The organism is Georgenia alba, assembly GCF_042665525.1.
GTDB lineage: Bacteria > Actinomycetota > Actinomycetes > Actinomycetales > Actinomycetaceae > Allobogoriella > Allobogoriella alba.
The window spans coordinates 1,869,851-1,895,136 of sequence record NZ_JBHTCQ010000001.1 but is presented as its reverse complement, the minus strand read 5'-3'; the positions used below and the strand labels follow the sequence as shown (position 1 = coordinate 1,895,136).

Here is a 25,286-nt window from a genome sequence, read left to right as displayed (position 1 = left end):
GTGGGGTACCGGTGGGAGGTGGTGGTGCGCGGTCAGGTGCCGGTGATGCCGGAGGTGGCGATGCCCTTGATGATCTGCCGCTGGAAGAACAGGAAGGCGATGATCAGCGGCACGGCTGCCAGCACGGCCTGCGCCATGACGTGGGCGTACTGGATGCCGTAGAAGGTCAGCACCGTCTGGAGCCCGACCGGCAGGGTCATGATGTTCGCGTCGTTCGTCGCGATGAACGGCCAGAGGAAGTTGTTCCAGGCGCCGATGAACACGAAGATCGACACCGCCCCGAGGATCGGACGGGACAGCGGCAGGACGATCTGCAGGAAGATCCGCATCCGGCTCGCGCCGTCGATCATCGCCGCCTCCTCCAGCTCGTGCGGGATCGCGTCGAAGAACCGCTTGAGGATGAAGACCATCGGTGCCGCGACCACCTGCGGGAGGATGATCGCCCAGTAGGTGTCGACGAGGTTGAAGTCGAGCATCTGCTGGAACAGCGGGACAATGAGGATCTGCGCCGGGATGAGGATCGAGGCGACGATCACCGCGAGGGAGATCCGCCGGCCGGGGAAGTCCATCCGTGAGAGGGCGTAGCCGGCGAGCGCGCTGATGACGACCGTGATCGCGGTGATCGCGGCGGACGTGAGCAGGCTGTTGAACGCCCAGCGCGGCAGCAGGCCGGCCACGAGGACGTCCCGGTAGGCCTCGGCGGTGAACCCGGACTCCGGCACGATGGTGATCGGGTACGCGGCCGCCTCGGTCTCCGGCTTGAACGAGGTGATGACCGCCCAGATGATCGGCATCAGCCAGGTGATCGCGATGATCGTGAGGAGCACGTAAGCCGCGACCGTGACCGGCCGGAGCTTCCGCCTGTTCTGCGGCACGCGCCGGTCGGCGAGCAGGTCGGCCGACGCCCCGGACGTCATCGCGGTGGTGGGGGCTGCCGTGGTCATGAGCGGACTCCTCTACGGCTGTTGATCACCATGTAGACGATCGAGACGAGGATGATGAGGAAGAAGAACAGGTAGGAGATCGCGGAGGCGTAGCCGAGCCGGTAGCCCGTGAAGCCCACCTCGTAGACGTACTGCAGGATCGGGCGGGTGGCGCCGCCCGGACCGCCGCCGGCCATCTGGTAGATCTGGTCGAAGACCTTCAGCGACGCCAGGATCTGCAGGATGACCACCAGCACGGTGGTCGGTCCCAGCTGTGGGACGGTGATGGACCAGAACTGCCGGAACGTGCCGGCGCCGTCGAGCGCGGCCGCCTCGTACAGCTGGTCCGGGATCGCCTGCAGGGCGGACAGGTACAGCAGGAAGTTGAAGCCGATCGTCCACCACACCGTGGCGATGACGATGGCGAGCATGGCCGTGTTCGGGTCCTGCAGCCAGGCGATCGACCCGACGCCGAACCAACGGAGCACCTCGTTGACGAGGCCCAGCTCCGGGTTGTAGAGCCAGATCCAGATCTGCGAGATGACGGTGGAGGCCAGCAGGTACGGCATGAAGATGGACAGCCGCCACAGCCACTGTCCCCGGACCCCGCTGTTGACCAGGACCGCGAAGAGCAGCGGGAGGATCACCAGCGGGACCGTGCTGAGGATCGTGAACCAGATCGTGTTCCACAGCGAGCTCCAGACCTGCGGGTCCGCGAACGCCTCGCTGTAGTTCGCGAAGCCGATCGGGTCGGCGTTCGCTCCCGTCAGACTGCGACCGGTGAAGCTCATCCACAGCCCGTACACGGTGGGCCAGATGAGGAACAGGACGAACGCGATCGCGAACGGGGCCATGTAGAGCCAGCCGCGCACGGCGTCCGGTCGACGGCTCGGATTCTGCGGAGGCGCGGTGACGGTGCCGCCCTTGGCGACCGGCTCCCGCGGCTCGGTTGTCGTGGTCATCGCAATCCCTTCCGCCTCACAGCGGGCTCGGCTTGGCGAGCAGTTGGTTGATGCGGTTCGTGAAGCGCTCCAGGCCCTGCTCCGGCGGGATGGCGCCGGTCAGCACGCGGAGCATCTCCTCGCCGAAGAACTCGCTGAAGTCGGCACCCGACCCGGTGAAGTAGGCCGGCGGGTCGTAGACGGCGTAGTCGGCCGCCTCGGCGTAGTTCGCCTGCGGGTCGAGCGCGGCGTACTCCGGGCTCTCGAGCACGGGCAGGTAGACCGGAAGGTGGCCGGCGTCGGCCCACTGCACCGAGGCCTTGAGGATTGCGGCCACCATCTCGTGCACGGCCCGGCGTCTGCCGGGATCGGGATTCGACTGGTGCGGCAGCACGAAGGAGTGCGAGTCGCAGTAGGCGGCCGGCCTGCCGAAGATCGGCGGAACCATCTGCATCCCGAACGGCACCCCGGAGTCGCGGTAGCTGGCGATCTCCCAGACACCGCCCATGTACATTCCCGCCCGCTGGGTGCCGAACTCGGCGATGGCGGTACTGCCCAGGTTGCTGCTGGAGGCCACCTGGTCGTCGAGGAGGGAACGGATCCACTCCAGGGACCGGACGGCGGCGTCCGTGTCGATCTCCATCGGCCCGCCCTCGGGCAGGTTGATCGTGGCACCCATCTGGCTGTACCAGGTGTTGAACATCCGCCACTGGTTGACGTTGTCGTCCAGGAAGCCCCAGGCGAGGCCGTGCCCCCCGGTCACCTCGGCCATGCGGAGCGCGACGTCGCGGAAGCCCTCCTCGGTGTCGATGCCCTCCAGCAGGCCGTCGGACCCGAGAGCACCGGCCTGCTCGGCGATGTCGGTGTTGTAGAAGAGGACGAAGGGGTGCATGTCGAGGGAGATCGCCTTGACCTCGCCGTCGTAGACCCCCTTCTGCCAGACCGCCTCGGGGAACGTGTCCGGCCCCACGCCGAGCTCCTCGAGGAGGTCGAGGTCCCAGCTGTCCATGAGCCCGCCGGGTGCGTAGCCGGGCATCCGGGCCACGTGCATGACGGCGACGTCGGGAGCGCGGCCGCCGACGGACGCCATCGAGAGCTTGGTGTAGTACGGCGCACCCCACGCCAGGACCGTCTGGTTGACCGAGACGTCGGGGTTGTCGGCCATGTACTCGTCGAGCATCCCGGTCAGGATCGCGCCGTCCGGACCGGTGAGCAGGTGCCAGAAGTCGATGGTCGTGCCGGAGGCCGCGGTGGCCTGCCCCGAACAGCCGGCCAGACCGAGTGCGGCAGTCCCGCCGAGCGCACCGGCGCCGAGGAGGAAGTTGCGTCTCGAGACGCCTGGTGGCGCCCCGCGGGCACCGGGGGTGAGGCGAGATCCGTGTCCGCCTGACAGGTCCATGTCGACCCCTTCGTCGTCGTGACCGGAGCCGCTTCCAGCGGCCCTTGGCGCCGAAATGTACATCGATGTAAGCAAGCGGTCAACGAGAACGGACGCCGATCGTCACGCGCGGCTCGGGGCGGCCACGCACCAGGGCCGGCCGGTCGCCGAGGCGCGGTCAGTGATGCGCCGCGACGCGGCGGATCCAGCGCCGTTGCGCCGGCGTCTCGACGGCGCGCGGACGGTAGCGCGCACGCACCCATGCGACCGCCTCCCCCGGCGGCACGCCGCCCATCGTCGCGAGCACGGCGAGCGCCGTGCCGGTCCTGCCGGTTCCGCCGTCGCAGGCGATCTCGACGCGTTCGACGGCGGACCGCTCGTACGCCTCGCGGAGCGCCGCGAGGGCGTCCTCGCCGCAGGCCGGCAGGCCGAAGTCCCGCCATCGCACCCAGCGGTGCGGCCAGGGCTGCGGCCCGGGATCGCGGCCGAGGAGGTAGACCGCGTACTCGGGAGGTTCCGCCTCGCCGCGCGGCTGCCGACGGCCGGTACCCCGGACGCGCCGTCCGTCCGGCAGCTCGACGACGCCGGGCACCGCGTCCCACGTGCTCACCGCACCACGGTAGAACCGCGGCAGACCCCGCGTAGCCGGACGGACCGCTCGGGATCGTTGCGGCACGTGTGACTCACGAGCCGGGTCCCGGGGCCGGCCGGGTCGGGACGTCCGAGGACGCGGGTCGCCGTCGCGTGCACGGTTGCGCGGCGGTGGCCCGTGACCGCGCGCACCGAGCCGTGAGCCGGTCGGTCACGGGATGAGCTGGTCGGGATGGCGGGACTTGAACCCGCGGCCTTCCGCTCCCAAAGCGGACGCGCTACCAAGCTGCGCCACATCCCGTCGGCGCCGGACCCGCCGACGCAGTGGTCGATTCTACGGGCGAGCGGACCGGCGGCGGGCCAGGCCCTGCACGGCGGGACGCCCCGTCCTCGGCGGGACGGGGCGTCCGTGTCGAGCGGGTGACGGGAATCGAACCCGCACCATCTGCTTGGAAGGCAGAGGCTCTACCATTGAGCTACACCCGCAGCGGCAGTGCCGAGTCGATCCTATCGGTCGAGGAACACCGGCCCTGCGACGCCGGAGCCCCTCACCCGACGGCGAGGGGCTCCTGACGAGAGGACGTCGCTCAGTCGGCGACGATCAGACCCTTCTTGTAAGCCTTGGCGAGCCGCCGCGGCACCTTCACCTCGCGGCCCTGGGCGCGGACGGTGACGAGCTCGGTGAGCTCGGCCTTCCACTGGGACCGGCGAGAGCGGGTGTTGCTGCGGGACATCTTGCGCTTGGGAACTGCCATGCCCTGCCGCTCCTTCCGTAACGTCGTGGGAATCTGTGCCGACGTACACCTTCCCATGCGGGAGGCCCGTCTGGCCAACCTGTGCAGTGTACTCGCGGTGTGACATTGCCCGCGCCCGACCCCCACGTGACGCCCGCCACGCCCGGCCCTCAGTCCAGCAGCTCGAGCCCGACCACGCAGCCGACGATGCCGAGGACCAGGAGCACCTTGAGCACCGATGCGGGCTCCTCACCGGTGACCATCGCGTACCCCACCGTGAGCGCCGCGCCGATGCCGACCCAGACGGCGTAGCACGTTCCGGTGGGGAGCTCGCGCATGGCGAGGGCCAGTCCGCCCATGCTGAGCAGCAGCGCGACGGCGAAGACGACGCTCGGCACCACACGGGTGAAGCCCTCGGACCGGCCGAGCGCGGTGGCCCAGACGGCCTCGAGCACGCCGGAGACGACGAGAACGAACCAGGACATGGCACAGCCCTCCCGCGCCGTCTTGTCGCTGGCCGGGTACGGCGCACCTCGTCCGGAGGTCCGGTCGGATCCTGAGGCCAAGGGTAGCCGGGCACCCGGCACCCGCCGCCGGACGCAGCATTGCTCTAATTCCACTAGAACAATTAGGATGGCTGTGTGCTGCTCAGGATCGACGCGTCGTCCGCCCGGCCGCTGTTCGAGCAGCTGGCGGCTCAGGTGCGACTCGCCGTCGTCTCCGGTGAGCTCCGGCGCGGCGAGCGCCTCCCCTCCGCGCGGGACCTCGCCCGCTCGCTCGACATCAACCAGCACACGGTGCTGCACGCCTACCAGCTGCTGCGCGACGAAGGCCTGGTCGAGCTGCGCCGCGGACGTGGCGCCGTCGTGACCGCCCACGCCGCGGAGCGGTACGAGCCGCTCGGCCGGGCCGTCGAGCAGGTGCGCAGGGAGGCCAGGCGCCTCGGACTCCCGCTGTCCGCCGTCGCGACCATGATCGACCGACCAGAGAAGGACGGCCCTCGATGACCCGGAACCTGTCGGCACCGACCGGCCAGCCCCACGGGCGAGCGCCGCATCGCGGCCGCGCCTGGCTGCTCGGGGTGGCGCTTCCCGTGCTCGTCACCGGCGCGGCGTGGGGGCTCACCGCCCGGTGGATCCCGCGCCTGCCCGAGGAGGTCGCACTCCACTGGGGCGCCGACGGGCGTGTCGACCGCCTCGGCAGCGTCCACGAGATGCTCGTGACGAGCGGCGTCATGGGCGGCGTCAGCCTGGTGGTGCTCGGGCTCTGCTCGGTGCTCCTCGGCCGGACCTCGTTCACCCGCCGCATGCTGCTGGGGCTCGCCGCCGGGTCGGCGTCCTTCTTCGCGGGCCTGCACGTCACGCTGGTCGCCGCCCAGCTCGACGTCACCGACCCGGCGGCCACGCCGGTGCCGAACGGCGGCTTCACGCTGAGCGTCGTCGTGGCCGTCCTGGCCGGCATCCTCGCCGGCGCCCTGGCCGGCCGCGATCCGGACCGGCCGGCCACCGGCCCCCTGCCGGCGACCGCACCCCGGGCCCACCTGGAGGACGAGGAGCGCGCCGTGTGGCTGCGGCGCGTCGCACCCTCAGGTCCGTTCCTGCGCTGGGGCGGCGTCCTCGCCGCGGTGTACCTCGGCCTCAGCCTGTGGTTCGCGCTGATCTCGGGCGGCTGGTTCGTGCTGGTGATCATGGGGGCGGCCGCGACCCTCCCGATGACGATGCTCGTCTGGGAGGTGCGCGTGGACGCCTCCGGCCTGACCGCACGCGGCACCCTCGGCTGGCCCCGTCAGCACGTGCCCGCCCGGGAGGTCGTCGAGGCGAGGACGGCGACGGTCTCCCCGTTCCGGGAGTTCGGCGGCTGGGGCCTGCGGACCGCGGTGGACGGCACGGTCGGCGTCGTCATCCGCTCCGGCGAGGCGATCGCCGTCGAGCGGACGGGCGGACGACGGCTCGTCGTCACCGTCGACGACGCCGCCACCGGGGCGGCCCTGCTGAACACCTTCGCCGAGCGATCACGCGCCAGGCCGGACACGGCGTGAGACGAGGGCCCCGGCCTGGTGCGATGCGCCCGTCGGCGCGGTAGGCTTGGGTTGTTTGTTGACGCTTCAAGAAACTCTCGAGGACGGGACACATGGCCACGATCTACGACGACGTCACCCAGCTCATCGGCCGCACCCCCCTGGTGCGCCTGAACAAGATCACCGACGGGGCGGGTGCGACGGTCCTCGCGAAGCTCGAGTTCTACAACCCGGCCAGCTCGGTCAAGGACCGGATCGGCGTCTCCATCGTGGACGCCGCCGAGGCCTCGGGCGAGCTGCCCCCCGGCGGCACGATCGTGGAGGCGACGTCCGGCAACACCGGCATCGCGCTGGCGATGGTCGGTGCGGCCCGCGGCTACTCCGTGGTGCTGACCATGCCGTCGTCCATGTCGAAGGAGCGCCGGACCCTCCTGCGCGCGTTCGGCGCGGAGCTCGTCCTGACCGACCCGGCGCTCGGCATGAAGGGCGCCGTGCAGAAGGCGGACGAGATCGCCGCCGAGCGTGAGGGGGCTGTGCTGGCCCGCCAGTTCGCGAACGAGGCGAACCCGAAGATCCACCGGGAGACCACGGCCGAGGAGATCTGGACGGACACCGACGGGGCGGTCGACGCCGTCGTGTCGGGCATCGGCACCGGCGGCACCATCACCGGGGTGGGCCAGGTGCTCAAGGAGCGCAAGCCCGAGGTGAAGATGTTCGCCGTCGAACCGGCCGAGTCTCCCATCCTCAACGGCGGCGACCCCGGCCCGCACAAGATCCAGGGCATCGGTGCGAACTTCGTGCCGGAGATCCTCGACACGTCGATCTACGACGAGGTGCTCGACGTCGACGCCGAGACCGCCGTCCAGTGGGCGCGGCGCGCCGCCACCGAGGAGGGGCTGCTCGTCGGCCTGTCCTCGGGCGCCGCGCTGGCGGCCGCCGTCAACGTCGCGCAGCGCGAGGACATGGCCGGCAAGACGATCGTCGTCATCATCCCGTCCTTCGGCGAGCGGTATCTCTCCACGGCGCTGTTCGAGGGCCTGGTCGACTGATGAAACCCGCCACGCAGTCGCTGCGGGCGCTGCTCGTGGAGGACCTGCGGACGGCGCAGCGCCGCGACCCCGCGGCGCGTGGCCTGGTGGAGATCGCGCTGGTCTACCCGGGAGTTCACGCCGTCTGGGCGCACCGGCTCACCCACCGGATGTGGCGGTCCGGACCGCTCCTGCGACTGCCCGCGCGGTTGCTCTCCCAGGTGGTCAGAGGTCTCACGGGCATCGAGATCCACCCGGGCGCGGTGCTGGGACGGCGTCTCTTCATCGACCACGGCATGGGCGTGGTCATCGGTGAGACATCCGAGGTGGGCGACGACGTCGTGCTGTTCCACGGCGCGACGCTCGGCGGCGTGTCGATGAGCAAGGGCAAGCGGCACCCGACGATCGGCGACCGGGTCATGATCGGCGCGGGCGCGAAGGTTCTCGGTCCGGTCACGGTGGGCTCCGACGCGAAGGTCGGGGCCAACGCGGTGGTCGTGAAGGACGTCCCGGACGGGTCGGTCGCCGTGGGCGTGCCGGCGAAGCCGCGGCGGGCACCGCTCGCGAGCCTGGACGAGTGGGTGGACCCGGCCGTCTACATCTGAGGGGCGGGGACGGCCGGGCCGCGCGCCGGTGCCGGCGCCGTCACCATGGGCCGGTCACTCGCGTGGAGACCGGCGCGTCGGGCCGGGTCAGACCCGCCGTCGGGGCGCCCGCTGGCAGCGCGGGCACCAGAAGAGCCGCCGTGCCTGCAGGACGGCCTCGGCGACCTTCGCGCCGCAGACCAGGCACGGCAGCCCGGTGCGCCGGTAGACGTACCAGCGCTCGCCCTCGGCCGGCTCACCCTCGACCGGCTCGCCCTCGGGATCGCGCACCTCGCCGGGCGGGGTGCGGTCCTCCGGGCGCGTGGTGACGATGCGACCGGTCGCCACGCCGTCGGCCATGACCTCCACGAGGTCCGCCCAGAGGCGGCTCAGCCGGGCGGCCGGCACGTCGCGGCCGAGCCGACGCGGGTGGATGCGGGCGCGGTAGAGCGACTCGGCCCGGTAGATGTTGCCGACGCCGGAGACGATCTCCTGGTCCATGAGCAGCTCCCCGATGGCACGCCGGCGCGCACGGACGTTGCGGACGAACGCCTCACCGTCGCCGTCGGGCCGCAGCGGGTCGGGGCCGAGCCGCTCCTGGACGGCGACCTTCTCCGCGGCCGTGATCACCTCGCACGCGGCCGGGCCGGTGAGGTCGGCCACCCCGTGCTCGCCGAGAAGCCGGGCCCGCACCGCGCCGCGCGGCTCCGGCACCCGCCACTCGGCGGGAGCGGCGGCGCCCGCGCCGTCGCCCGCGACCTCCTCCTCACCCACCCGGCGCCGCGGTGCCCCGATCGCGTGCGGCGCCGAGAACGTCGCGTCGCCCGCGAACGTCCACGACCCGTACAGGCCGAGGTGGGTGCGCAGCCAGCGGAGGTCCTCGTCCGATCCGCCCGGTGCCGGCGAGAAGCCCAGGAACAGGTGCTTGCCGTACGCCTCCGTGCTGACGAGCCGCAGACCGTCCAGCAGCGCCGCGCCGTCGGCGAACCGGCCCTGTGGCGACGAGACGGCGAGCGGCTGCCCGCCGAAGAGCTCCTCGAACGCGTGGGCCAGGCGGTGGACGGTGTGCCCCTCAGGCACGCGGGCCCGCCAGGGGGACCTGCCACTCCGCCGGGGCGTCCCACAGCGCGCGCTCGAGGTCGACGCGCACCGGCACCAGGGGCGAGAGGGGTGTTCCCTCGGCGCGATAGTGCTCCAGGGCCCGTGCCCGGAGCTGACGCGGCAGCGTCCCGTCCGCGCGCACGACGCGCCACCACGGCACCTCGCCGCCGTAGGTCGCCATGACGGTGCCGACGTGCCGGGGGTGGCCGTGGCCGGTCGCGGCGCGGACCGCCTCCGCGACGAGCCCGTACGTCGTCACCATGCCGGACGGAACCTGGTCGGCGACGTCGAGGACGAGCTCGGCGAGCTCCGTCCGCTCCGCGTTCAGCGGGTCCATCGCTCGATCTCCTCGCAGTCCGCCCCACCCGGACGAAACGGGGCAGGCCAGGCCCACCCGTGCTCGTCGATCTCCCGGTCCACCGCTCGATCTTCTCGCACTTCGCCCCGGTCTCGCTCGTGTCTCGTGGCCCCGGGCGACGGCACTTCGCCCCCGCCGCCAACGCCTATGATCGCAGGACCATGAGCTCGAGCCCCACCCGCTCCGCCGACGCCCTGCCCGCCGGGGGCACGGCAGCTCCGTCCGTCCACGGCTCGGCGTGCGAGCACTGCGACGACTCGGTGCCGCACGAGCACCTCGACGTGCGCGGCCTGATCGAGGCGGCACGCACGCACGCCCGCCGACGCGCCGTGCTGATGACCGTCACCGCGGGTGCGGTGCTGGTCGCGGCGCTGCTCGCGGCCGCCCTGCTCGACGGGCCTGCCACCGCGCTCACCGCGCTCGCGGTAACGGCGGCCGGCTGGCTTGTCGTGACGGGTGTCGCACTGGTCGTGACGACGCGGATCAGGCTCGACGCCACTCGCGCCGTCCTCGTCGGTGCGCTCACCGGAGCCGGGCTGACGCCCGTGGCCGCCCTCGCGACGTCGCTGCTCGCCGACGGCTGGACGGCCGGCCTGGTCGGTGGCGCCACCTGGCTCGCCGCCGGCGCGTCCGCATCGGCGTTCCAGGCCCGGGCCTGGCGTGCGCTGCTGCTGAGTCCGGGCGAGCGGGGCGAGCAGGCCCGCGCCGCCGCCGTCTCGCGGCGGGGCCGGCCGGAGCCCGGCGCGATCCGGCGCTGGCTCGTGCAGGGCCTTTTGGTGGGCGCGGCCGTGGCGCTGCTCGGAGCCGTCCCGGCCGCCGTCGTGGTGCTGGTGCCGCTCGGGGTGCTGCTCGCAGCCTGGTCGGCGACGGGGTCGGCGGCGCGCCGATAAGTGCTCGCCGCCACGGGACGGCCCTGCCAGGCTGACGCCATGACCAGCGCACCACACCGGGACGTCCGAGGCGTCGACGTCGTTCCTCCACCACCCGGGTACCGGCTGGCCGAGCTCGACGACACCCGGGACCGACGGCTGATCCAGGACGTCGACCGGTGGGGCTTCGCGTTCGAGCCGGACCCGAACGACGCGGAGCGCGAGGTGTGGACCCTCGAGCCCGGCCGGAGCGTCGGGGTGTGGGACGAACGCGGCACCGAGGCACGGCTGGCCGCCGTGCACTCCTCCTACGCGTTCCAGCTCCCCGTACCCGGCGGCCGGCGACTGCCCACGTCCGGGCTGACCTGGGTCGCCGTCCATCCCGGTCACCGTCGCCGCGGCCTCGCCCGCGCCATGGTCACCGCCCACCTGGCCCGCTCGGTCGCGCGCGGCGAGGTGCTCTCCGCCCTCTACGCGGCGGAAGCCGCCATCTACGGCCGGTACGGATACGGGATCGCCACGCAGTTCACCAGGCTCCAGGTCCCTCGTGGCAGGCGACTGCACACCGTTGCGGGGAGCGAGGACCTGCTCGTCGAGCTCGACACGGCGGACGCCGGGCGGCACGGCGCCGACCTCGACCGCGTGCACCGCGCCGTGCAGCGGCCCGGCTGGATCACCCGCGACACGGATGCCCTGCGGACAAGCCACCTCACGGACCGTCCGAGCGCCCGGCGGGACGCGGAACGACTCCGGGTCGCGGTCGTGCGCACGGTGGACGGCGAGCCGCGCGGCTACGCCGTCTTCCGGCGTGCGAACAGGTGGTCGCAGACCGGCCTGCCCGACGGCCGCGTGACGGTCCACGAGTCCGCCGCGCTGGATCCCGCCGCGGCGCGGGCGCTGTGGGGGACCCTGACCGACCTCGACCTCATGGGCACCGTCGAGACCGGGGACCTCGCCCTGGACGACCCGTTGGTCCATCTGCTCGGGGACCTGCGCGGGACCAACGCCCGCGTGCACGACGGGGTATGGATCCGGATCCTCGACCTTCCCGCGGTGCTGGCCACGCGCACGTACGCCGCCCCAGTCGATGTGGTGCTCGAGGTCACCGACGCGGTGGTGCCGGCGAACGCCGGTCGCTGGCACCTGCGGGGCACGGGCTCGGCCGAGATCACCCGGACCGACGAGCCCGCCCACCTGGCGATCGACGTGGCCGACCTGGCCTCGGTCTACCTCGGCACCTTCTCGCTGGCGGCCCTGGCCGGTGCCGGCCGCGTGCAGGAGCTGGTACCCGGTCACCTCGCCGCCGCGGCGACGGCGTTCGGCTGGCCCGTCGCGCCGGCGAACAGCTGGGGGTTCTAGCGCTCCGGCGCGGCAGCCGTCACGTCGCCGGGTTCTCGTACGCCGCCACCTGCTCGATGCGCCGCTGGTGACGCTCGTCGCCGGAGAACGGCTCGGCGAGGAAGGCCTCGACGAGCGCGACGGCCTCGGCCTCGGCGTGCTGGCGCGCCCCGATCGCGACGACGTTCGCGTCGTTGTGCTGCCGGGCGAGGGTCGCCGTCGCCGGTGACCATGCGAGCGCGGCGCGCACGCCACGCACCTTGTTCGCGGCGATCTGCTCGCCGTTGCCCGAGCCGCCGATGACGACGCCGAGCGACCCGGCGTCGGAGACCACGGCCTCCGCGGCGGCGAGGCACACGGCGGGATAGTCGTCGTCGGGGTCGTAGGTGTCGGCACCGTGGTCGATGACGTCGTGCCCGGCGCGGGCGAGGTGGGCCGCCAGGACGGTCTTGAGCTCGAACCCGGCATGGTCGGCGGCGAGGTGGATGCGCATGGGCCAAGTCTGCCCTGCCTGGTGGGCGGCGAGGCATCCGCGGCCTGGCCTAAGGTCGGAGGATGACCACCACGAACGTGCGCGAGACCCCCACGGACGACCTGTCGGACGCCGAGGCGATGGACCACGGCGTCCGCATCCAGGACGACCTCTACCGGCACGTCAACGGCACGTGGCTCGAGCGGCACGTCATCCCGGCGGACCGCTCCCGGGACGGGTCGTTCCACCGCCTGCGCGACCTCAGCGAGGAGCGGGTGCGGCGGATCGTCGAGGAGGCGGCCGCGACGGGTGAGCGGGCCGAGGCGAACGCACGGAAGATCGGCGACCTGTACGGCTCGTTCATGGCCACCGAGCGGATCGAGGCGCTGGGCAGCGCTCCCCTGCGCACCGACCTCGACATGCTGACCGCGGCGTTGGACAAGGACGCCCTGGTGCGTGCCATGGGCGCGCTGCAGCCCACGGGCGTCACCGGCGGCGTCGGGTACGGCGTGGACGCCGACCTCAACGACCCGGACCGCTACGTCGTCTTCCTCTGGCAGTCCGGCCTCGGCCTGCCGGACGAGTCCTACTACCGCGAGGACACCCACGAGCAGACCCGCACCGCGTACGTGGGGCACGTCGCCGCGATGCTGGCGCTGAGCGGTCTGGTCACCGAGGACGAGGCGATGGGTGCGGCCGAGCGGGTCATGAAGGTCGAGACGACCCTCGCGGGCGGGCACTGGGACCGGGTCCGGTCCCGCGAGGCCGACCAGATCAACAACCCGATGACGTGGGAGGAGGCGACGGCGTCGGCACCCGGTTTCGACTGGGAGCTGTGGCGCACCGCGCTCGGTGTGCCGGAGGGCGCCTTCGACCGGCTGATCGTGGCCATGCCGTCCTACCTCACCCACTTCGCGGCAGCCTGGTCCTCGCTGGAGACCGACTCGCTGCGGTTGTGGCTGACCTGGCACGTGGTCCACGCGCGGGCGCCGTACCTGCCGGCCGCGTTCGTGGAGGAGAACTTCGACTTCTACGGCCGGACGCTCACGGGGGCACAGGAGCTGCGGGAGCGCTGGAAGCGGGGCGTCGAGGTCGTCGAGCGGGCGATGGGTGAGGCGGTGGGTGAGCTGTACGTCGCCCAGCACTTCCCGCCGGAGCACAAGGCGGCCATGCAGCGCCTCGTGGACAACCTGGTCGCGGCCTACCGGGAGTCGATCACCGGGCTGGACTGGATGAGCGAGGTGACCAAGGAACGCGCCTTGGCCAAGCTGGAGGCGTTCACGCCGAAGATCGGTTACCCGGACGTCTGGCGGGACTACTCCGCGCTGGAGATCGCCCCGGACGACCTGCTCGGCAACGTCCGAGCGGCCAGCCTGTTCGAGGAGCGCCGCGACCTGGCCAAGCTGGGCCGGCCGATGGACCGCACCGAGTGGTACATGCCGCCGCAGACGGTCAACGCCTACTACAACCCCACCTGGAACGAGATCGTCTTCCCCGCCGCCATCCTGCAGCCGCCGTTCTTCGACCCGGATGCCGACGACGCATGGAACTACGGCGGGATCGGTGCCGTGATCGGCCACGAGATCGGACACGGGTTCGACGACCAGGGTTCGAAGTACGACGGCACCGGGCGCCTGGCCGACTGGTGGACCGCGGAGGACCGGGAGGAGTTCGAACGACGCACGAAGGCGCTCATCGACCAGTACGACGCCTACTCCCCCGCCCAGCTCGATGACAGCCACCGGGTGAACGGGGCGCTGACCGTCGGGGAGAACATCGGCGACCTCGGCGGGCTGTCGATCGCCGTCAAGGCCTATGACATCGCGCTGCGGGACGCCGGCGGCCTGGCCGCGGCACCCGTGATCGACGGGCTGACCGGGCTGCAGCGGGTGTTCCACAGCTGGGGCCGCATCTGGCGGCAGAAGGCGCGGGACGCGGACGCGATCCGGCTCCTGACCATCGACCCGCACGCGCCGGCCGAGTTCCGCTGCAACGGCGTGGTCCGCAACATGGACGCCTTCCACGAGGCGTTCGACGTGGCGAAGGGCGACGCGCTGTACCTGCCGCCGGAGGAGCGCGTCACCATCTGGTGAGGTCGCTGCCGGGCGGCGGCGCGCGTCAGCTGAAGATCGGCCCCTGGGTCCGGGTGCGCTTGATCTCGTAGAAGCCCGGGGTGCCGGCGACCAGCACTGCGCCGTCCCACAGACGACCGGCCGCCTCACCCGTGGGGGCGGGCGTGACGACGGGGCCGAAGAATCCGACGCCGTCGACCGCGACCACGGGCGTGCCGACGTCCTCACCGACGAGGTCCATCGCCCGCTGGTGCGAGGCGCGCAGGCTCTCGTCGAGCTCGTCGGTGGTCGCGTAGCGGGCCAGCTCACCCGGGAGCCCGACCTCGGCGAGGGCCTCGTCGATGACGGCCGGGAAGTCCTTGTTGCCGCCCGGGTGGATGCGAGTGCCGAGGGCGTCGTACAGGGGCTTGACGACCTCTTGGCCGTGCTGCTCCCGCGCGGCGTTGACCACCCGGACCGGCGCCCAGGCCCGCTCCATGCTCCTCGCGTAGTCCTCGGGCAGGTCGCGACCCTCGTTGAGCACGGACAGGCTCATCACGTTCCAGCGGACCGTGACGTCGCGGACCTTCTCGACCTCGGTCATCCAGCGGGAGGTCATCCATGCCCAGGGGCAGGTCGGGTCGAACCAGAAATCGGCCGTCGTGGTGGTCGTCGTGTCAGTCATGACCCCATCCAACCGCGCCGTGGGGCGGGCGGACAAAGGCTCACGTCGCGGCGCCGTCCTCACGATCACGCCGGCCGGTGATGCCCTCCTGGGCGTCGGGGTCGGCCTCCTCGACGTCCTCCGCGGCGACCTCCTCGTCGTCGAGCCGCGTCTCGGCCAGGTTCTGGGCGGCACGCTCGGCCTGCTCCTTCGCCTCGTCCGCCAGGTCCCGTGCGCTGCTGCCGCTCGTCTCGGACATGACCCTCCCATCCATTGCGTCGCCCCAGCCTTCCGCCGTCCGCCGGGGCCCGCAATCCGACGAGCGGATTCCGTTCGTTCGGAGGGCCGGGCGGGTGGCACGATCTGGTGATGCGCCGTCGCGCGATCCACCCGTGACCCGAGGAGAGCAATGCCCGGAGAGAACCTCACCCGCGCCGAGGCGACGGAGCGCGCCGCCACCGTCTCGACGTCGTCCTACGACGTCGTCCTCGACCTGACGCGGGGCGAGGAGGTCTTCTCCTCGACGACGACGATCCGGTTCACGGCCACCGACGGCGCGGCGACGTTCGTCGACCTGCTCGCGGAGTCCGTCGAGCGCGTCGTGCTCAACGGGCGGGAGATCGGTGGCGGCGCGTTCGACGGCGCACGGATCGCCCTGGAGGGTCTGGCCGCCGAGAACGAGCTCGTCGTGGAGGCGACCTGCCGCTACATGCGCACCGGCGAGGGCCTGCACCGGTTCGTCGACCCGGTCGACGACGAGGTCTACCTGTACTCCCAGTTCGAGGTCGCCGACTCCCGTCGCGTCTTCGCGGTCTTCGAGCAGCCCGACCTCAAGGCGTCCTTCCGCTTCACGATCACCGCGCCTGCGCACTGGACCGTGGTGTCGAACTCTCCCACCGAGGCGGTGAGCGACCCCGCGGGCGGATCCCGGACGTGGCGCTTCGAGCCGACCGAGGTGATCTCCTCCTACCTCACCGCCGTCATCGCCGGGCCTTACCACGGGGTCACCGGCGAGCTCACCTCGCGGGACGGGCGCACGATCCCGCTGGGCGTGTACTGCCGGGCCTCGCTCGCGGAGCACCTCGACGCCGAGGAGATCATGGCGATCACGAGGGCCGGCTTCGCGTTCTACGAGGAGGCGTTCGACCGGCCGTACCCGTTCACCAAGTACGACCAGCTCTTCGTGCCGGAGTTCAACGCGGGTGCCATGGAGAACGCCGGCGCGGTGACGTTCCTCGAGAACTACGTGTTCCGCTCCCGGGTACCGGAGGCGACGGTCGAGCGGCGCGCCGTCACGATCCTGCACGAGCTGGCGCACATGTGGTTCGGCGACCTCGTCACGATGCGCTGGTGGAACGACCTGTGGCTGAACGAGTCGTTCGCCGAGTACGCCTCGCACCTGGCGACGGCCGAGGCCACCAGGTGGCGCAGCGCCTGGACCACGTTCTCCTCGCTCGAGAAGACGTGGGCGTACACCCAGGACCAGCTGCCCTCCACGCACCCGGTGGTGGCGGAGATCAACGACCTCGAGGACGTCGAGGTGAACTTCGACGGCATCACCTACGCCAAGGGTGCCTCGGTGCTCAAGCAGCTGGTCGCCTGGGTGGGCCGGGAGGCGTTCCTCACCGGCGTGCAGCGGTACTTCGCCAAGCATGCCCACGGCAACACGGAGCTGCGGGATCTGCTGGTCGAGCTCGAGGAGACGTCCGGACGCGACCTGGCGGCCTGGTCCGACGTCTGGCTCGAGCAGGCGGGCGTGACGCTCCTGCGGCCGGAGCTGCGGACCGAGGTGGTGGACGGCCGGGAGGTGCTCACCTCCTTCGCCGTGCTGCAGGAGGCCCCGGCCGAGCATCCCGTCCTCCGGCCGCACCGACTGGTGGTCGGTGGGTACGACGTGGTGGACGGCCGGCTCGAGCGGACCACGCGCGTCGAGCTCGACGTGCGCGGCGAGCGGACAGAGGTTCCCGAGCTCTCCGGCGTCGCCCGGCCCGACCTGATCCTCATCAACGACGAGGACCTCGCGTACGCCAAGATCCGCCTGGACGAGGTGTCGCTCGCGACGGCCAGGGAGCACATCGGCCGGGCGGCCGGCTTCCCGGACTCGCTCTCCCGGTCGCTCGTGCTGGCGGCGGCGTGGGACATGACGCGCGACGGCGAGTGGTCGGCCCGGCAGTACCTCGACCTGGTCCTCGGTGCCGTGGCCACCGAGTCCGACTCGACCGTCGTGATGGTGCTGCTGCGCCAGCTCACCGCGGCGCTGGGGCAGTACGTGGCTCCGGAGGCCCGGGAAGAGGTTCGGTCGACGGTCGTGGCGCGGCTGCTCGAGCTGGCGCGCGAGGCGGAGGCGGGTTCCGACACGCAGCTGCAGCTCGTGCGGACGTTCGCCGGTCACGCGACGGCCGACGAACACCTGGGCGTCCTGGCCACCTTGCTCGACGGGACGCCAGAGGTGGTTGAACTCGACGGACTCGCCGTGGACACCGACCTGCGCTGGACGCTCCTGCAGGGAATGGTGGCCGGCGGTGGTGCGGGTGAGGAGCAGATCGCCGCGGAGCTGGAACGCGACGGGACCGCCACAGGCCAGCAGCAGGCCGCACGGACACGGGCCATGGTGCCGACGCCGGCGAACAAGCAGCAGGCCTGGTCCGACGTCGTGGAGTGCGACACCTTGCCCAACGCGGTGCAGCAGAATGTCATCGCAGGTTTCGCGCACGCGCACGACCGCGCCCTGCTGGCCCCGTTCGTCGACCGGTACTTCGACGCGCTCGAGCCCACGTGGGAAGAGCGGACGAACGAGATGGCGCAGAACATCGTGCTCGGCCTGTACCCCGGCCGGCTGGCAGGGCTGGCGGACCAGCTCGGCGTGGACGTGGTCGCGTCGACGCGCCGCTGGCTCGACGACCACCCGGAGGCGCCCGCGGCCCTGCGGCGGCTCGTGGTGGAGAACCTCGACCAGGCCGAGCGGGCTGTGCGTGCGCAGGAGGCGGACCGAGCGGCAGCGGGCCGGTAGATCGACGAGCGGCGGCGAGCGACGCCTGTAGGCGGACACGCGCCGCTCTCGCTCGGTCAGGCGTCGCAACGTCGGCACACGACGCACAGCAGACCGAGGCAGCCATCCGCAAGGGCCCGGAACTCAGCCGGCCGCGCCCATCGAAGGATGCGCCGACTGCCCCGCCGCGCCGGCGCGCGCCGCACCGCGCCGGCCACCCGCGCTGGCCCGGCCTGGCGCGCGGCCGTGCAAGTGTCAGAAGGGTGGGTTGTCGGGGTCGAGTTCCAGTCGCGGCTCGTCGGGCAGGTCGCGCTCGTCTGGAGGGCTGGCTCGTCCGGTCCCGGGCGGGGGTTCGGGTCGATGTCGGTAGGTGTGGCCGGTGGGTGCGCGCCAGGTCAACGCACCGGCGCCGCCGGTCGCGCTGTTGCTGGTGCTGGTGCTGGTGCCGGGGCCGCCGTCGGTCTTGCTTGTGCGGCCGGTGTCGCCGGTGCGGCCGGGTTTGGTCGCCGGGCCGTCGTCGCTGTGGACCGTCCAGTGTCCGGTGGTCTTGAGGTTGTGGTGTCGCCGGCACAGCGGGTGGAGGTTGGTCTCGGTGGTCTGTGGTTCGCTCTGCTGGTCTCGTGCGCGGGTGGGGTCGTAGGGGTCGATGTGGTCCAGGTCGGCATAGGTCGCGGCCTGGCGGCAGCCGGGGAAGGTGCAGCGCACGTGCCGGGCCTTCACGGCCCGTTCCAGGACCAGGCCGGGCCGGTAGGCCCGGGTCCCCAGGGCGGTGAACTGACCGGTCGCGTCCGTGAACAGCCCCCGCCAGGTCGCGTCGGCCGCGAGCCGTCGGGCCAGCTCGGCCGGGATCGGGCCGTGCCCGGCCAGCTTGCCGGGCTCATCGTCCAGTCCCAGCAGTGTCCCGGCCCCGATCGTGACGTACACCTGGGCACCAGACCCGCCACCGCGCTGCCGGCTCGCGTCATCGGCACGAGCCGCGGGATCACCAGCCGTCGACCGCGTCGTGCTGGTCACGGCGTCGGCCGTCGCTGCGGCCGCAGTGCCGGCGACAGTGTCGCCGAGAACGGGCGACTGTCCGCCGGGCCGGTCATGGTTGCCGGGACCGGTGAAGAGGTCGACGAAGGTGTCGGCGCGGCGTTGGTCCATGGTGCGGGTGTCGCCGGGGGCGCGGGCGGTATCGGCGAGGGCGTCCAGGGTGGTCTTGACCCGCTGCGCGTCATCCCCGCGCAGGTACGCACAGACCCTCGCCATCGCATCCGGCAACGGCTCGACCGTCACGCACCTGCGGGCGTACTGCTGCTCGCGGCGCAGCCGACCCGCGTCGGGGTCGGTGGCCAACGCGTGCCGCCGGATCCGGTCCCGGATCCACGTCGGGGTCTTCTCACCCGCCTCGGCCAGCAGCTCCTTCGTCAAGTCCCGGTGCTCGGCCTGGCTGATGCCGGGCTGGCGGTCCACCAGCACCCCGGCCTTGCGGGCATCCACCGTCCCGGCCGCCAGGGCGTCGGCGACCTCGGGGTAGTCCTGCAGCGACTCGGCCAGGTCGACCTTGGCCTGCGCGGCCACCCCGGTCTGCCCCAGCCGGGCCCGGACCTCATCGACCACCCCATCCGCGGCCCGCGAGCCCGCCCCGCGCCGCGCGATCAGCTCACCGACACAGCGGGCCTGCCCCGCCGCGGCGGCCGAGGCGAGCCGTTCGAACCCCGCGACCGCCTCCACCAGCGCCGCCTCGCTCAACTCGGCCACCTGAAGACCGAACAGCACCCCCGCCAGGTCCGCGCCCCCGGGCAACGCCTCCAACCGCAACGCTGTGGCGTCCGTGAGCCCGAACCGCGAGCAGAACCCCACCGCCGGGTCCGTGACCTCGCCAGCCCTGACGTCGCTCGGCGCGGTAGTGGCGGCATCCTCATCGGCACCGCCGGGCCCCGCCGCAGCAGACCCAGCCGCCACCGAGCCAGCTACAGAGCCGGCCGGCGCAGCGCCAGTCGCCGCAGAGCCGATCGCTGAGGACGCGCCAGCCGCGGGCCCGACCGGCCCATGCGGCCCCGCCGCCGCACCCCCACCCTCCGGCAGCCACTCCGCAAACTCTTCGAACATACGTCCAACACTAGAAGCCGGCACCGACATCACGATCCGACCCCCCGCCCCTGTGGACATGCCGTCACCCCACCCTCACCTGGGGAGACGCCACCGTCCGAGCCACCGTCCGACGACACCGCACCAGCGTCCCAGCGGGCGAGAGCCGGCGGTTGTCACGCCTGCACGACCAAGCGCGGCAAGCGCAGCAAGCGACCGCAGCGTGGGCGACGACTCCCCCGAGCCATCGAGGACGGCGCGGGCGAGGTCGAGTCCTCCGGGCCGCAGTACCCAGCCGCCGCCCTCAGTCCGCAGCGGCGAGCTGCCCGCAGGCGCCGTCGATCTCCTTACCGCGCGTGTCCCGGAGCGTCGTCGGGACCCCGGCGTCGTTGAGGCGCCGCACGAACTCGCGCGTCACGTCCGGCTCCGACGCCGTCCAGATCGAGCCGGGCGTCGGGTTCAGCGGGATCGGGTTGACGTGCACCCAGCCGCGACCCCGCGCGTTGAGCTTGCTCGCCAGCAGGTCCGCACGCCACGCGTGGTCGTTCATGTCCTTGATGAGGGCGTACTCGATCGAGACCCGTCGGCCGGTCGCCTCGAAGTAGCGCCGCGCCGAGTCGAGCGCCTCATCCACCTTCCAGCGCGAGTTGACCGGGATGAGCTCGTCCCGCAGCTCGTCGTCGGGCGCGTGCAGGGAGAGCGCGAACGTCACGGGGATGCCCTCGGCCGCGAGCTTGTCGATCGCAGGCACGAGCCCGACCGTCGAGACCGTGATGCCGCGTGCCGACATGCCCAGTCCGTGCGGCCGCTCCGCCACCATGGACCGGACGGACTCGATCACCCGCTTGTAGTTGGCGAGCGGCTCGCCCATCCCCATGAAGACGATGTTGGAGACCCGGTCCGGCGTGCTGTCATCACGCGACTTCCCGCCCAGCTCGCCGCGTGCGAGCGCGCGGTTGGCCGCCACCACCTGGTCGACGATCTCAGCCGTCGACATGTTGCGCGTCAGCCCGTTCTGGCCGGTGGCGCAGAACGGGCAGTTCATGCCGCAGCCGGCCTGCGAGGACACGCACAGCGTCACCCGACCGGGGTACCGCATGAGCACGGACTCCACGAGAGCCCCGTCGTGCAGCTTCCAGAGGAACTTGATGGTGGCACCGTCGTCGGTGGTCAGGCGGCGCACCTCGGTCAGCAGCGGCGGCATCAGCGCCCTCACGAGCTCCTCACGCCCGGCGGCCGGCAGATCGGTCATCTCGGCCGGCTCCGCGGTGTGATGCACGAAGTAGTGGGTGCTCAGCTGCGCGGCCCGGAACCGCGGCAGCCCGAGCTCCACGACCTTGGGGGCCCGGTCCTCGACCCTCAGGTCGGCCCAGTGCACGGGCGGTCTGCCGCGCCGCGGCGAGGCGAACTGCAGCAGCGGGCGTCCGTCCGAGCCGACCTTCTGCTCCCAGCCCTCGGTGGCGGGCCGGACCTGCGGCCGCGTGTCGGCGGCAGAGGTCGGGCCGGTGGCAGGAGTCTGGGGAGGCACCGGCCCATGGTAGGCGCGCCCGGCTCGCCGGGTCAGGGCCCGGAGGTGCGTCGTTCGCCACTACGCAGCCCCGGGCCGCCCACCAGCGACGTCAGATCCGGCAGGGTGCCGTCCGCACCGGCGGCGAGCAGGGCCTCGGCGGGGTGCGTCGTCGTCACGCCGACGGCGAGGCCCACCCCCGCCGCCACGGCCGCCGTGAGGCCGGCCGGGCTGTCCTCGAACGCGACGCAACCGGCAGGGTCCAGGCCCAGCAGCTCGGCGCCCCGCCGGTACGGCTCCGGCGCCGGCTTGCCGGTGGTCACCGTCTCCCACGTCACCATGGGCAGCCCGAGCTCGGCGACGCCGAGCAGGCCGAGCGCCTCGACGGCCCAGTCCCGCCAGGCCGAGGTGACGACGGCGACCGGCACCCCGGCGTCGCGCCACGCCGCGATCGCCGCGGCGGCCCCCGGCACGGGCAGCGGCGGGACGGCCTCGCGGTCCACGCACTCGACGAGACCCCGCAGCACCGTCTGCGGGTCCTCCTCCCGCCACGGACCGTCCAGCTCGGCCAGCACCTCCAGGCCGCGGCGCCCGACGAACCGCAGGTAGAGCTCGTCGGTCATCTCCCAGCCGCGCCGGGAGAAGTACGTGTCGAAGGCGGCACGGTGGGTCGGCTCGGAGTCCACCAAGGTCCCGTCGAGATCCAGCAGCACCCCGGAACCCGGGGCGCCGAGGGCCGCCGTCACGCGGTCCGTCACGTCCATGAGAACAGCTCCTCGCCGGGGAGCACCTCCTGCCCGGTCTCGACGGCGAGCGTCAGTGAGTCGGCAACGGTGTCGAGCGCGATCACGGGTGTGATCGGCGAGCGGCCGCCGGCGGCGACCTGCGCCGGGGAGAAGGTCACGAGCAGCTGCCCGGCCTCCACCGCGTCCTTCTCGGCGGCGTGCAGCGTGAACCCCGCGCCGGCGAGCTGGACCGTGTCGATTCCGAGGTGGACCAAGACGCCACGACCTCCCGCGCCCACGAGCGCGAAGGCGTGCGGATGCATCTTCACGAGCACCCCGCTCACCGGCGCACGGACCTCGGCGCGCTCCACCGTCCCCGGGTCGACGGCGATCCCGGGCCCCACCATCGCCTCCGCGAAGACCGGGTCCGGCACGTCGGCCAGGGCCCTGACCGTGCCGGCCACCGGAGCCAGGACCACGAGGCTCTGCTCGGCGGTCGTCATGGACGCCTCCTCCGCGTTCAGGACGCCAGCCGGTCGTCCGCGCCCAGCGCCCGGCGTACGGCCGTGACGAGCGAGTCGAGCCGAACCGAGCCCGGCAGGTCCTCCACCATCACGACCTGCTCGGCGCCGTCGGCGAGCGGGAGCTTCCAGTTCGGGTACTCGGTGTCCGTGCCCGGCTGGTTCTGCGCGCGGCGCTCCCCGACGCCGTCGGTCAGCGAGACACCGACCAGGACCGCCGGGCTGCCCACCACATAGGCGTGCAGGGCCTCGACGAGCTCTCGCTCGGTGTGGTCCTCCGGGAGGAGCCCAGCCTCCCGGAGCCGGGCCACCAGCCGTTCCCGCTCCAGCCGTGCCTCCGCGCGGACCTCCTCGACCGGCTGGGACAGCAGCCCGAGCCGGCGTCGCAGGTCCACGTGCTCCTCCGCCAGGTAGCCGGCCGCCGGCGGCAGGTCGTGCGTGCCGACCGTGGCGAGCACGTCGTGACGGAGGTCCTCCGGTCGTCGGGGCCATCCGTCGTCGTCCTTCTCGAACCACAGCACCGAGGTGCCGAGCACCCCGCGCTCGGCCAGGTACTCCCGCACCCAGGGCTCGACCGTGCCGAGGTCCTCGCCGATGACGGTCGCACCTGCCCGCGCGGCCTCGAGCAGCAGGACGCCGACCATCGCCTCGTGGTCGTAGCGCACGTAGGTGCCTTCGTCCGCGCCCATGCCCGCGGGGATCCACCAGAGCCGGAACAGCCCCATGATGTGGTCGATACGGACCGCGCCGGCGTGCCGCAGCACGGTGCGGACCATCTCCCGCAGCGGCGCGTACGCGGAGGACTCCAGGGCGGCCGGGCGCCAGGGCGGCTGGCTCCAGTTCTGGCCCTGCTGGTTGTACATGTCCGGCGGTGCGCCGACGCCGATGCCGTGCGCGAAGGCCTCCGGCGCGGTCCACGTGTCGGCACTGTCCGGGTGGACGCCGACGGCGAGGTCGTGCATGACGCCCAGGCCCATGCCCGAGGTCTTCGCCTGCCGCTGCGCCTCGGCGAGCTGGGAGTCGGCGACCCACTGCAGCCACACGTAGAAGTCGATCCGCTCCGCCAGCTCGCGCCGGGCACGGGCGATGTGCGGCGAGCGGATGTCCTGGAGCTCGCGGGGCCAGGGCCGGTCGGCGTACCGCTCCTTCAGCGCACACCAGAGCGCGAAGTCCTCCAGCCCCTGGCCCTCCTCGGCGCGGAAGCGCTCCAGCGCCCGCTGCCGGGACCGGCTCCGAGGCGCGGCGTGGATGACGCCGAGCGCCTCGCGCTTCGCCGCCCAGACGGCGTCGCGGTCGATCGGCGCGTTGACGGTGTTGGCGGCACGCACCTCCTCGGCCGCCCAGTCCACCAGCGCACGCTGCGGCCCGGTGAGGTACGCCGCCTCGCGGATCTCCTCGGGCCGGACGTAGATCGGGTTGACGAACCGACGGGTCGCCGGCAGGTAGGGCGAGGGGGTCATGTGGCCGACCGGCTCCGCCGCGTGCAGCGGGTTCACCAGGAGGAAGTCGGCCCCCAGGTCGCCGAACAGTCCGGTGAGCTCGGTGAGGTCCGCGAGGTCGCCGATCCCCCACGACGCCGCCGACCGCACCGAGTACAGCTGGGCCATCACGCCCCAGCCGCGGGCGGTGCCCAGGCGCGGCTCCGGCAGCCGCTCCGGCGTCACCGCGAGCGGCGCCCGGACCTGCGACTCGTCGTCCGCGCCGTGCACCCGAGCGACCAGCTCGTGCCAGCCGACAGGCAGGTCCGCAGGCAGGACGAACGTGGCACGGCCGGTGCGCACGCCGTCGACCTCGAGCGGCGGGGTGAGGTCCTCACGCTGCTCCAGCTCCACCGTCCCGCCGTCCTCGAGCTCGACGGCCACGGCGACGGCGGAGCCGTCCGGCACGTGCGCGGCGACCTCCCGCGAGCTCCCTTCCCGCACGACGACGCAGGCCGGCAGGACGCGCCGCCACGGCGCGACCTCCGCGTCCTCGAGCCCGGCCGCGACCTCCTCGTCGTCGTCCGCCGGCACCCCGAGCGCGGACAGGACCGCCCGGATCGTGGCGACGGACACCTCACGCCGCCGGCCCGACCAGTCCCAGAACTCGGTCGCGACGCCATGGATGTCCGCGAGGCGGCACAGCTCGGGCGGGAGCGTCGCGTCGCCCGCGGTCGGCGGCGTGCTCACAGCAGCGTGGAGATCTCCTCGGCGAGGTCGTCCGCCTCGGGGCCCACGACGATCTGCACGACGTGGCCGGTGCGGACCACGCCGAACGCACCGTTGGCCTTGAGGTCGTTCTCCCCGACCACGGCCGGGTCCTTGACCTCCACCCGCAACCGGGTGATGCACGGCTCGACGACCACGACGTTGGGCGCGCCTCCCAGGGCGGACAGGATGTCTTCGGCCTTGCTCATGTGACTCCTCCATCGGCACGTCAGGAT

The 25,286-nt window shown here is 72.6% G+C and carries 25 protein-coding genes, 2 tRNA genes and 1 riboswitch; of the genes, 8 read left to right on the top strand and 19 right to left on the bottom strand.

Annotated elements, in window-relative coordinates; all coding sequences use genetic code 11:
- Positions 1–32: 32 nt before the first annotated feature.
- From ACFQQL_RS08755 to ACFQQL_RS08720, 8 genes are all read right to left on the bottom strand, one after another.
- Positions 33–944 carry a carbohydrate ABC transporter permease gene (locus ACFQQL_RS08755; protein ID WP_382393305.1) on the bottom strand — a complete coding sequence of 304 codons (912 nt, stop codon included), beginning with the start codon at positions 942–944 and terminating at the stop codon, positions 33–35.
- Positions 941–1,885 carry a carbohydrate ABC transporter permease gene (locus ACFQQL_RS08750; protein ID WP_382393303.1) on the bottom strand — a complete coding sequence of 315 codons (945 nt, stop codon included), beginning with the start codon at positions 1,883–1,885 and terminating at the stop codon, positions 941–943. The genes ACFQQL_RS08755 and ACFQQL_RS08750 overlap by 4 nt, the downstream gene beginning before the upstream one ends.
- A gap of 16 nt (positions 1,886–1,901) precedes the next feature.
- Positions 1,902–3,263: an extracellular solute-binding protein gene (locus ACFQQL_RS08745; protein WP_382393301.1), complete on the bottom strand. Its 1,362-nt coding sequence runs from the start codon at positions 3,261–3,263 to the stop codon at positions 1,902–1,904.
- 157 nt (positions 3,264–3,420) lie between these two features.
- A complete protein-coding gene (locus ACFQQL_RS08740) occupies positions 3,421–3,852 on the bottom strand; it encodes a protein-tyrosine phosphatase family protein (protein ID WP_382393299.1) in 432 nt (143 codons plus the stop codon).
- Positions 3,853–4,057: 205 nt separating this feature from the next.
- Positions 4,058–4,134, bottom strand: a tRNA-Pro gene (locus ACFQQL_RS08735).
- 114 nt (positions 4,135–4,248) lie between these two features.
- A tRNA-Gly gene (locus ACFQQL_RS08730) sits at positions 4,249–4,319 on the bottom strand.
- A gap of 101 nt (positions 4,320–4,420) precedes the next feature.
- Positions 4,421–4,588, bottom strand: a complete 168-nt coding sequence (rpmF, locus tag ACFQQL_RS08725; protein WP_382393297.1) for a 50S ribosomal protein L32 — start codon at positions 4,586–4,588, stop codon at positions 4,421–4,423.
- Between the two features lie 149 nt (positions 4,589–4,737).
- A complete protein-coding gene (locus tag ACFQQL_RS08720; RefSeq protein ID WP_382393295.1) occupies positions 4,738–5,052 on the bottom strand; it encodes a DMT family transporter in 315 nt (104 codons plus the stop codon).
- Between the two features lie 11 nt (positions 5,053–5,063).
- Positions 5,064–5,127: riboswitch (guanidine-III (ykkC-III) riboswitch) on the bottom strand.
- Between the two features lie 81 nt (positions 5,128–5,208).
- On the opposite strand from ACFQQL_RS08720, the gene ACFQQL_RS08715 reads away from it, so the two are divergent.
- The 4 genes from ACFQQL_RS08715 (at position 5,209) to epsC (ending at position 8,217) form a co-directional block, all read left to right on the top strand.
- Positions 5,209–5,574: a GntR family transcriptional regulator gene (locus tag ACFQQL_RS08715; protein WP_382393293.1), complete on the top strand. Its 366-nt coding sequence runs from the start codon at positions 5,209–5,211 to the stop codon at positions 5,572–5,574.
- Positions 5,571–6,605 (top strand): DUF1648 domain-containing protein, encoded by a 1,035-nt coding sequence (locus tag ACFQQL_RS08710; RefSeq protein WP_382393291.1) that lies wholly within the window; start codon positions 5,571–5,573, stop codon positions 6,603–6,605. The genes ACFQQL_RS08715 and ACFQQL_RS08710 overlap by 4 nt, the downstream gene beginning before the upstream one ends.
- A 92-nt stretch (positions 6,606–6,697) precedes the next feature.
- Positions 6,698–7,633 carry a cysteine synthase A gene (cysK, locus tag ACFQQL_RS08705; protein WP_382393289.1) on the top strand — a complete coding sequence of 312 codons (936 nt, stop codon included), beginning with the start codon at positions 6,698–6,700 and terminating at the stop codon, positions 7,631–7,633.
- Complete coding sequence (epsC, locus tag ACFQQL_RS08700; protein WP_382393287.1) at positions 7,633–8,217, top strand: serine O-acetyltransferase EpsC; 585 nt, start codon at positions 7,633–7,635, stop codon at positions 8,215–8,217. The genes cysK and epsC overlap by 1 nt, the downstream gene beginning before the upstream one ends.
- An 87-nt stretch (positions 8,218–8,304) precedes the next feature.
- On the opposite strand, the gene ACFQQL_RS08695 is transcribed toward epsC, so the two are convergent.
- Both ACFQQL_RS08695 and ACFQQL_RS08690 read right to left on the bottom strand, forming a co-directional pair.
- On the bottom strand, positions 8,305–9,276 hold the full coding sequence (locus ACFQQL_RS08695; protein WP_382393285.1) for an Fpg/Nei family DNA glycosylase: 972 nt from the start codon (positions 9,274–9,276) through the stop codon (positions 8,305–8,307).
- Complete coding sequence (locus ACFQQL_RS08690) at positions 9,269–9,634, bottom strand: MGMT family protein (protein WP_382393283.1); 366 nt, start codon at positions 9,632–9,634, stop codon at positions 9,269–9,271. The genes ACFQQL_RS08695 and ACFQQL_RS08690 overlap by 8 nt, the downstream gene beginning before the upstream one ends.
- A 182-nt stretch (positions 9,635–9,816) precedes the next feature.
- On the opposite strand from ACFQQL_RS08690, the gene ACFQQL_RS08685 reads away from it, so the two are divergent.
- Positions 9,817–10,545 carry a hypothetical protein gene (locus ACFQQL_RS08685; protein ID WP_382393281.1) on the top strand — a complete coding sequence of 243 codons (729 nt, stop codon included), beginning with the start codon at positions 9,817–9,819 and terminating at the stop codon, positions 10,543–10,545.
- Between the two features lie 39 nt (positions 10,546–10,584).
- Entirely contained in the window at positions 10,585–11,883 is a 1,299-nt protein-coding gene (locus ACFQQL_RS08680) for a GNAT family N-acetyltransferase (RefSeq protein WP_382393279.1), read from the top strand.
- 19 nt (positions 11,884–11,902) lie between these two features.
- Here ACFQQL_RS08680 and ACFQQL_RS08675 read toward each other — a convergent pair whose 3' ends face one another.
- Positions 11,903–12,355, bottom strand: coding sequence for a ribose-5-phosphate isomerase (locus ACFQQL_RS08675; RefSeq protein ID WP_382393277.1), 453 nt, complete (start codon positions 12,353–12,355; stop codon positions 11,903–11,905).
- A 62-nt stretch (positions 12,356–12,417) separates the two neighbouring features.
- Here ACFQQL_RS08675 and ACFQQL_RS08670 point away from each other — a divergent pair, with 62 nt between their 5' ends.
- Positions 12,418–14,427 carry a M13 family metallopeptidase gene (locus ACFQQL_RS08670; RefSeq protein WP_382393275.1) on the top strand — a complete coding sequence of 670 codons (2,010 nt, stop codon included), beginning with the start codon at positions 12,418–12,420 and terminating at the stop codon, positions 14,425–14,427.
- Positions 14,428–14,452: 25 nt separating this feature from the next.
- Here the strand turns inward: ACFQQL_RS08670 and ACFQQL_RS08665 are convergent, their stop codons facing one another.
- Together ACFQQL_RS08665 and ACFQQL_RS08660 are read right to left on the bottom strand one after the other, a co-directional pair.
- Positions 14,453–15,070 (bottom strand): mycothiol-dependent nitroreductase Rv2466c family protein, encoded by a 618-nt coding sequence (locus tag ACFQQL_RS08665; RefSeq protein ID WP_382393273.1) that lies wholly within the window; start codon positions 15,068–15,070, stop codon positions 14,453–14,455.
- Positions 15,071–15,110: 40 nt separating this feature from the next.
- A complete protein-coding gene (locus ACFQQL_RS08660) occupies positions 15,111–15,308 on the bottom strand; it encodes a hypothetical protein (protein ID WP_382393271.1) in 198 nt (65 codons plus the stop codon).
- Positions 15,309–15,458: 150 nt separating this feature from the next.
- Here ACFQQL_RS08660 and pepN point away from each other — a divergent pair, with 150 nt between their 5' ends.
- Positions 15,459–18,059: an aminopeptidase N gene (pepN, locus tag ACFQQL_RS08655; protein ID WP_382393269.1), complete on the top strand. Its 2,601-nt coding sequence runs from the start codon at positions 15,459–15,461 to the stop codon at positions 18,057–18,059.
- 234 nt (positions 18,060–18,293) lie between these two features.
- Here the strand turns inward: pepN and ACFQQL_RS08650 are convergent, their stop codons facing one another.
- The 6 genes from ACFQQL_RS08650 to ACFQQL_RS08625 all read right to left on the bottom strand — a co-directional run bounded on the left by ACFQQL_RS08650 (position 18,294) and on the right by ACFQQL_RS08625 (position 25,259).
- Entirely contained in the window at positions 18,294–19,883 is a 1,590-nt protein-coding gene (locus ACFQQL_RS08650) for an HNH endonuclease signature motif containing protein (RefSeq protein WP_382393267.1), read from the bottom strand.
- Positions 19,884–20,415: 532 nt separating this feature from the next.
- Positions 20,416–21,639, bottom strand: a complete 1,224-nt coding sequence (rlmN, locus tag ACFQQL_RS08645) for a dual-specificity RNA methyltransferase RlmN (protein ID WP_382393265.1) — start codon at positions 21,637–21,639, stop codon at positions 20,416–20,418.
- A gap of 32 nt (positions 21,640–21,671) precedes the next feature.
- A complete protein-coding gene (locus ACFQQL_RS08640) occupies positions 21,672–22,382 on the bottom strand; it encodes an HAD family hydrolase (RefSeq protein ID WP_382393263.1) in 711 nt (236 codons plus the stop codon).
- Positions 22,373–22,846, bottom strand: coding sequence for a PTS sugar transporter subunit IIA (locus tag ACFQQL_RS08635; RefSeq protein WP_382393261.1), 474 nt, complete (start codon positions 22,844–22,846; stop codon positions 22,373–22,375). The genes ACFQQL_RS08640 and ACFQQL_RS08635 overlap by 10 nt, the downstream gene beginning before the upstream one ends.
- 17 nt (positions 22,847–22,863) lie before the next feature.
- Complete coding sequence (malQ, locus tag ACFQQL_RS08630; protein WP_382393259.1) at positions 22,864–25,032, bottom strand: 4-alpha-glucanotransferase; 2,169 nt, start codon at positions 25,030–25,032, stop codon at positions 22,864–22,866.
- Entirely contained in the window at positions 25,029–25,259 is a 231-nt protein-coding gene (locus ACFQQL_RS08625; RefSeq protein ID WP_382393257.1) for a PTS sugar transporter subunit IIB, read from the bottom strand. The genes malQ and ACFQQL_RS08625 overlap by 4 nt, the downstream gene beginning before the upstream one ends.
- Positions 25,260–25,286 lie beyond the last annotated feature (27 nt).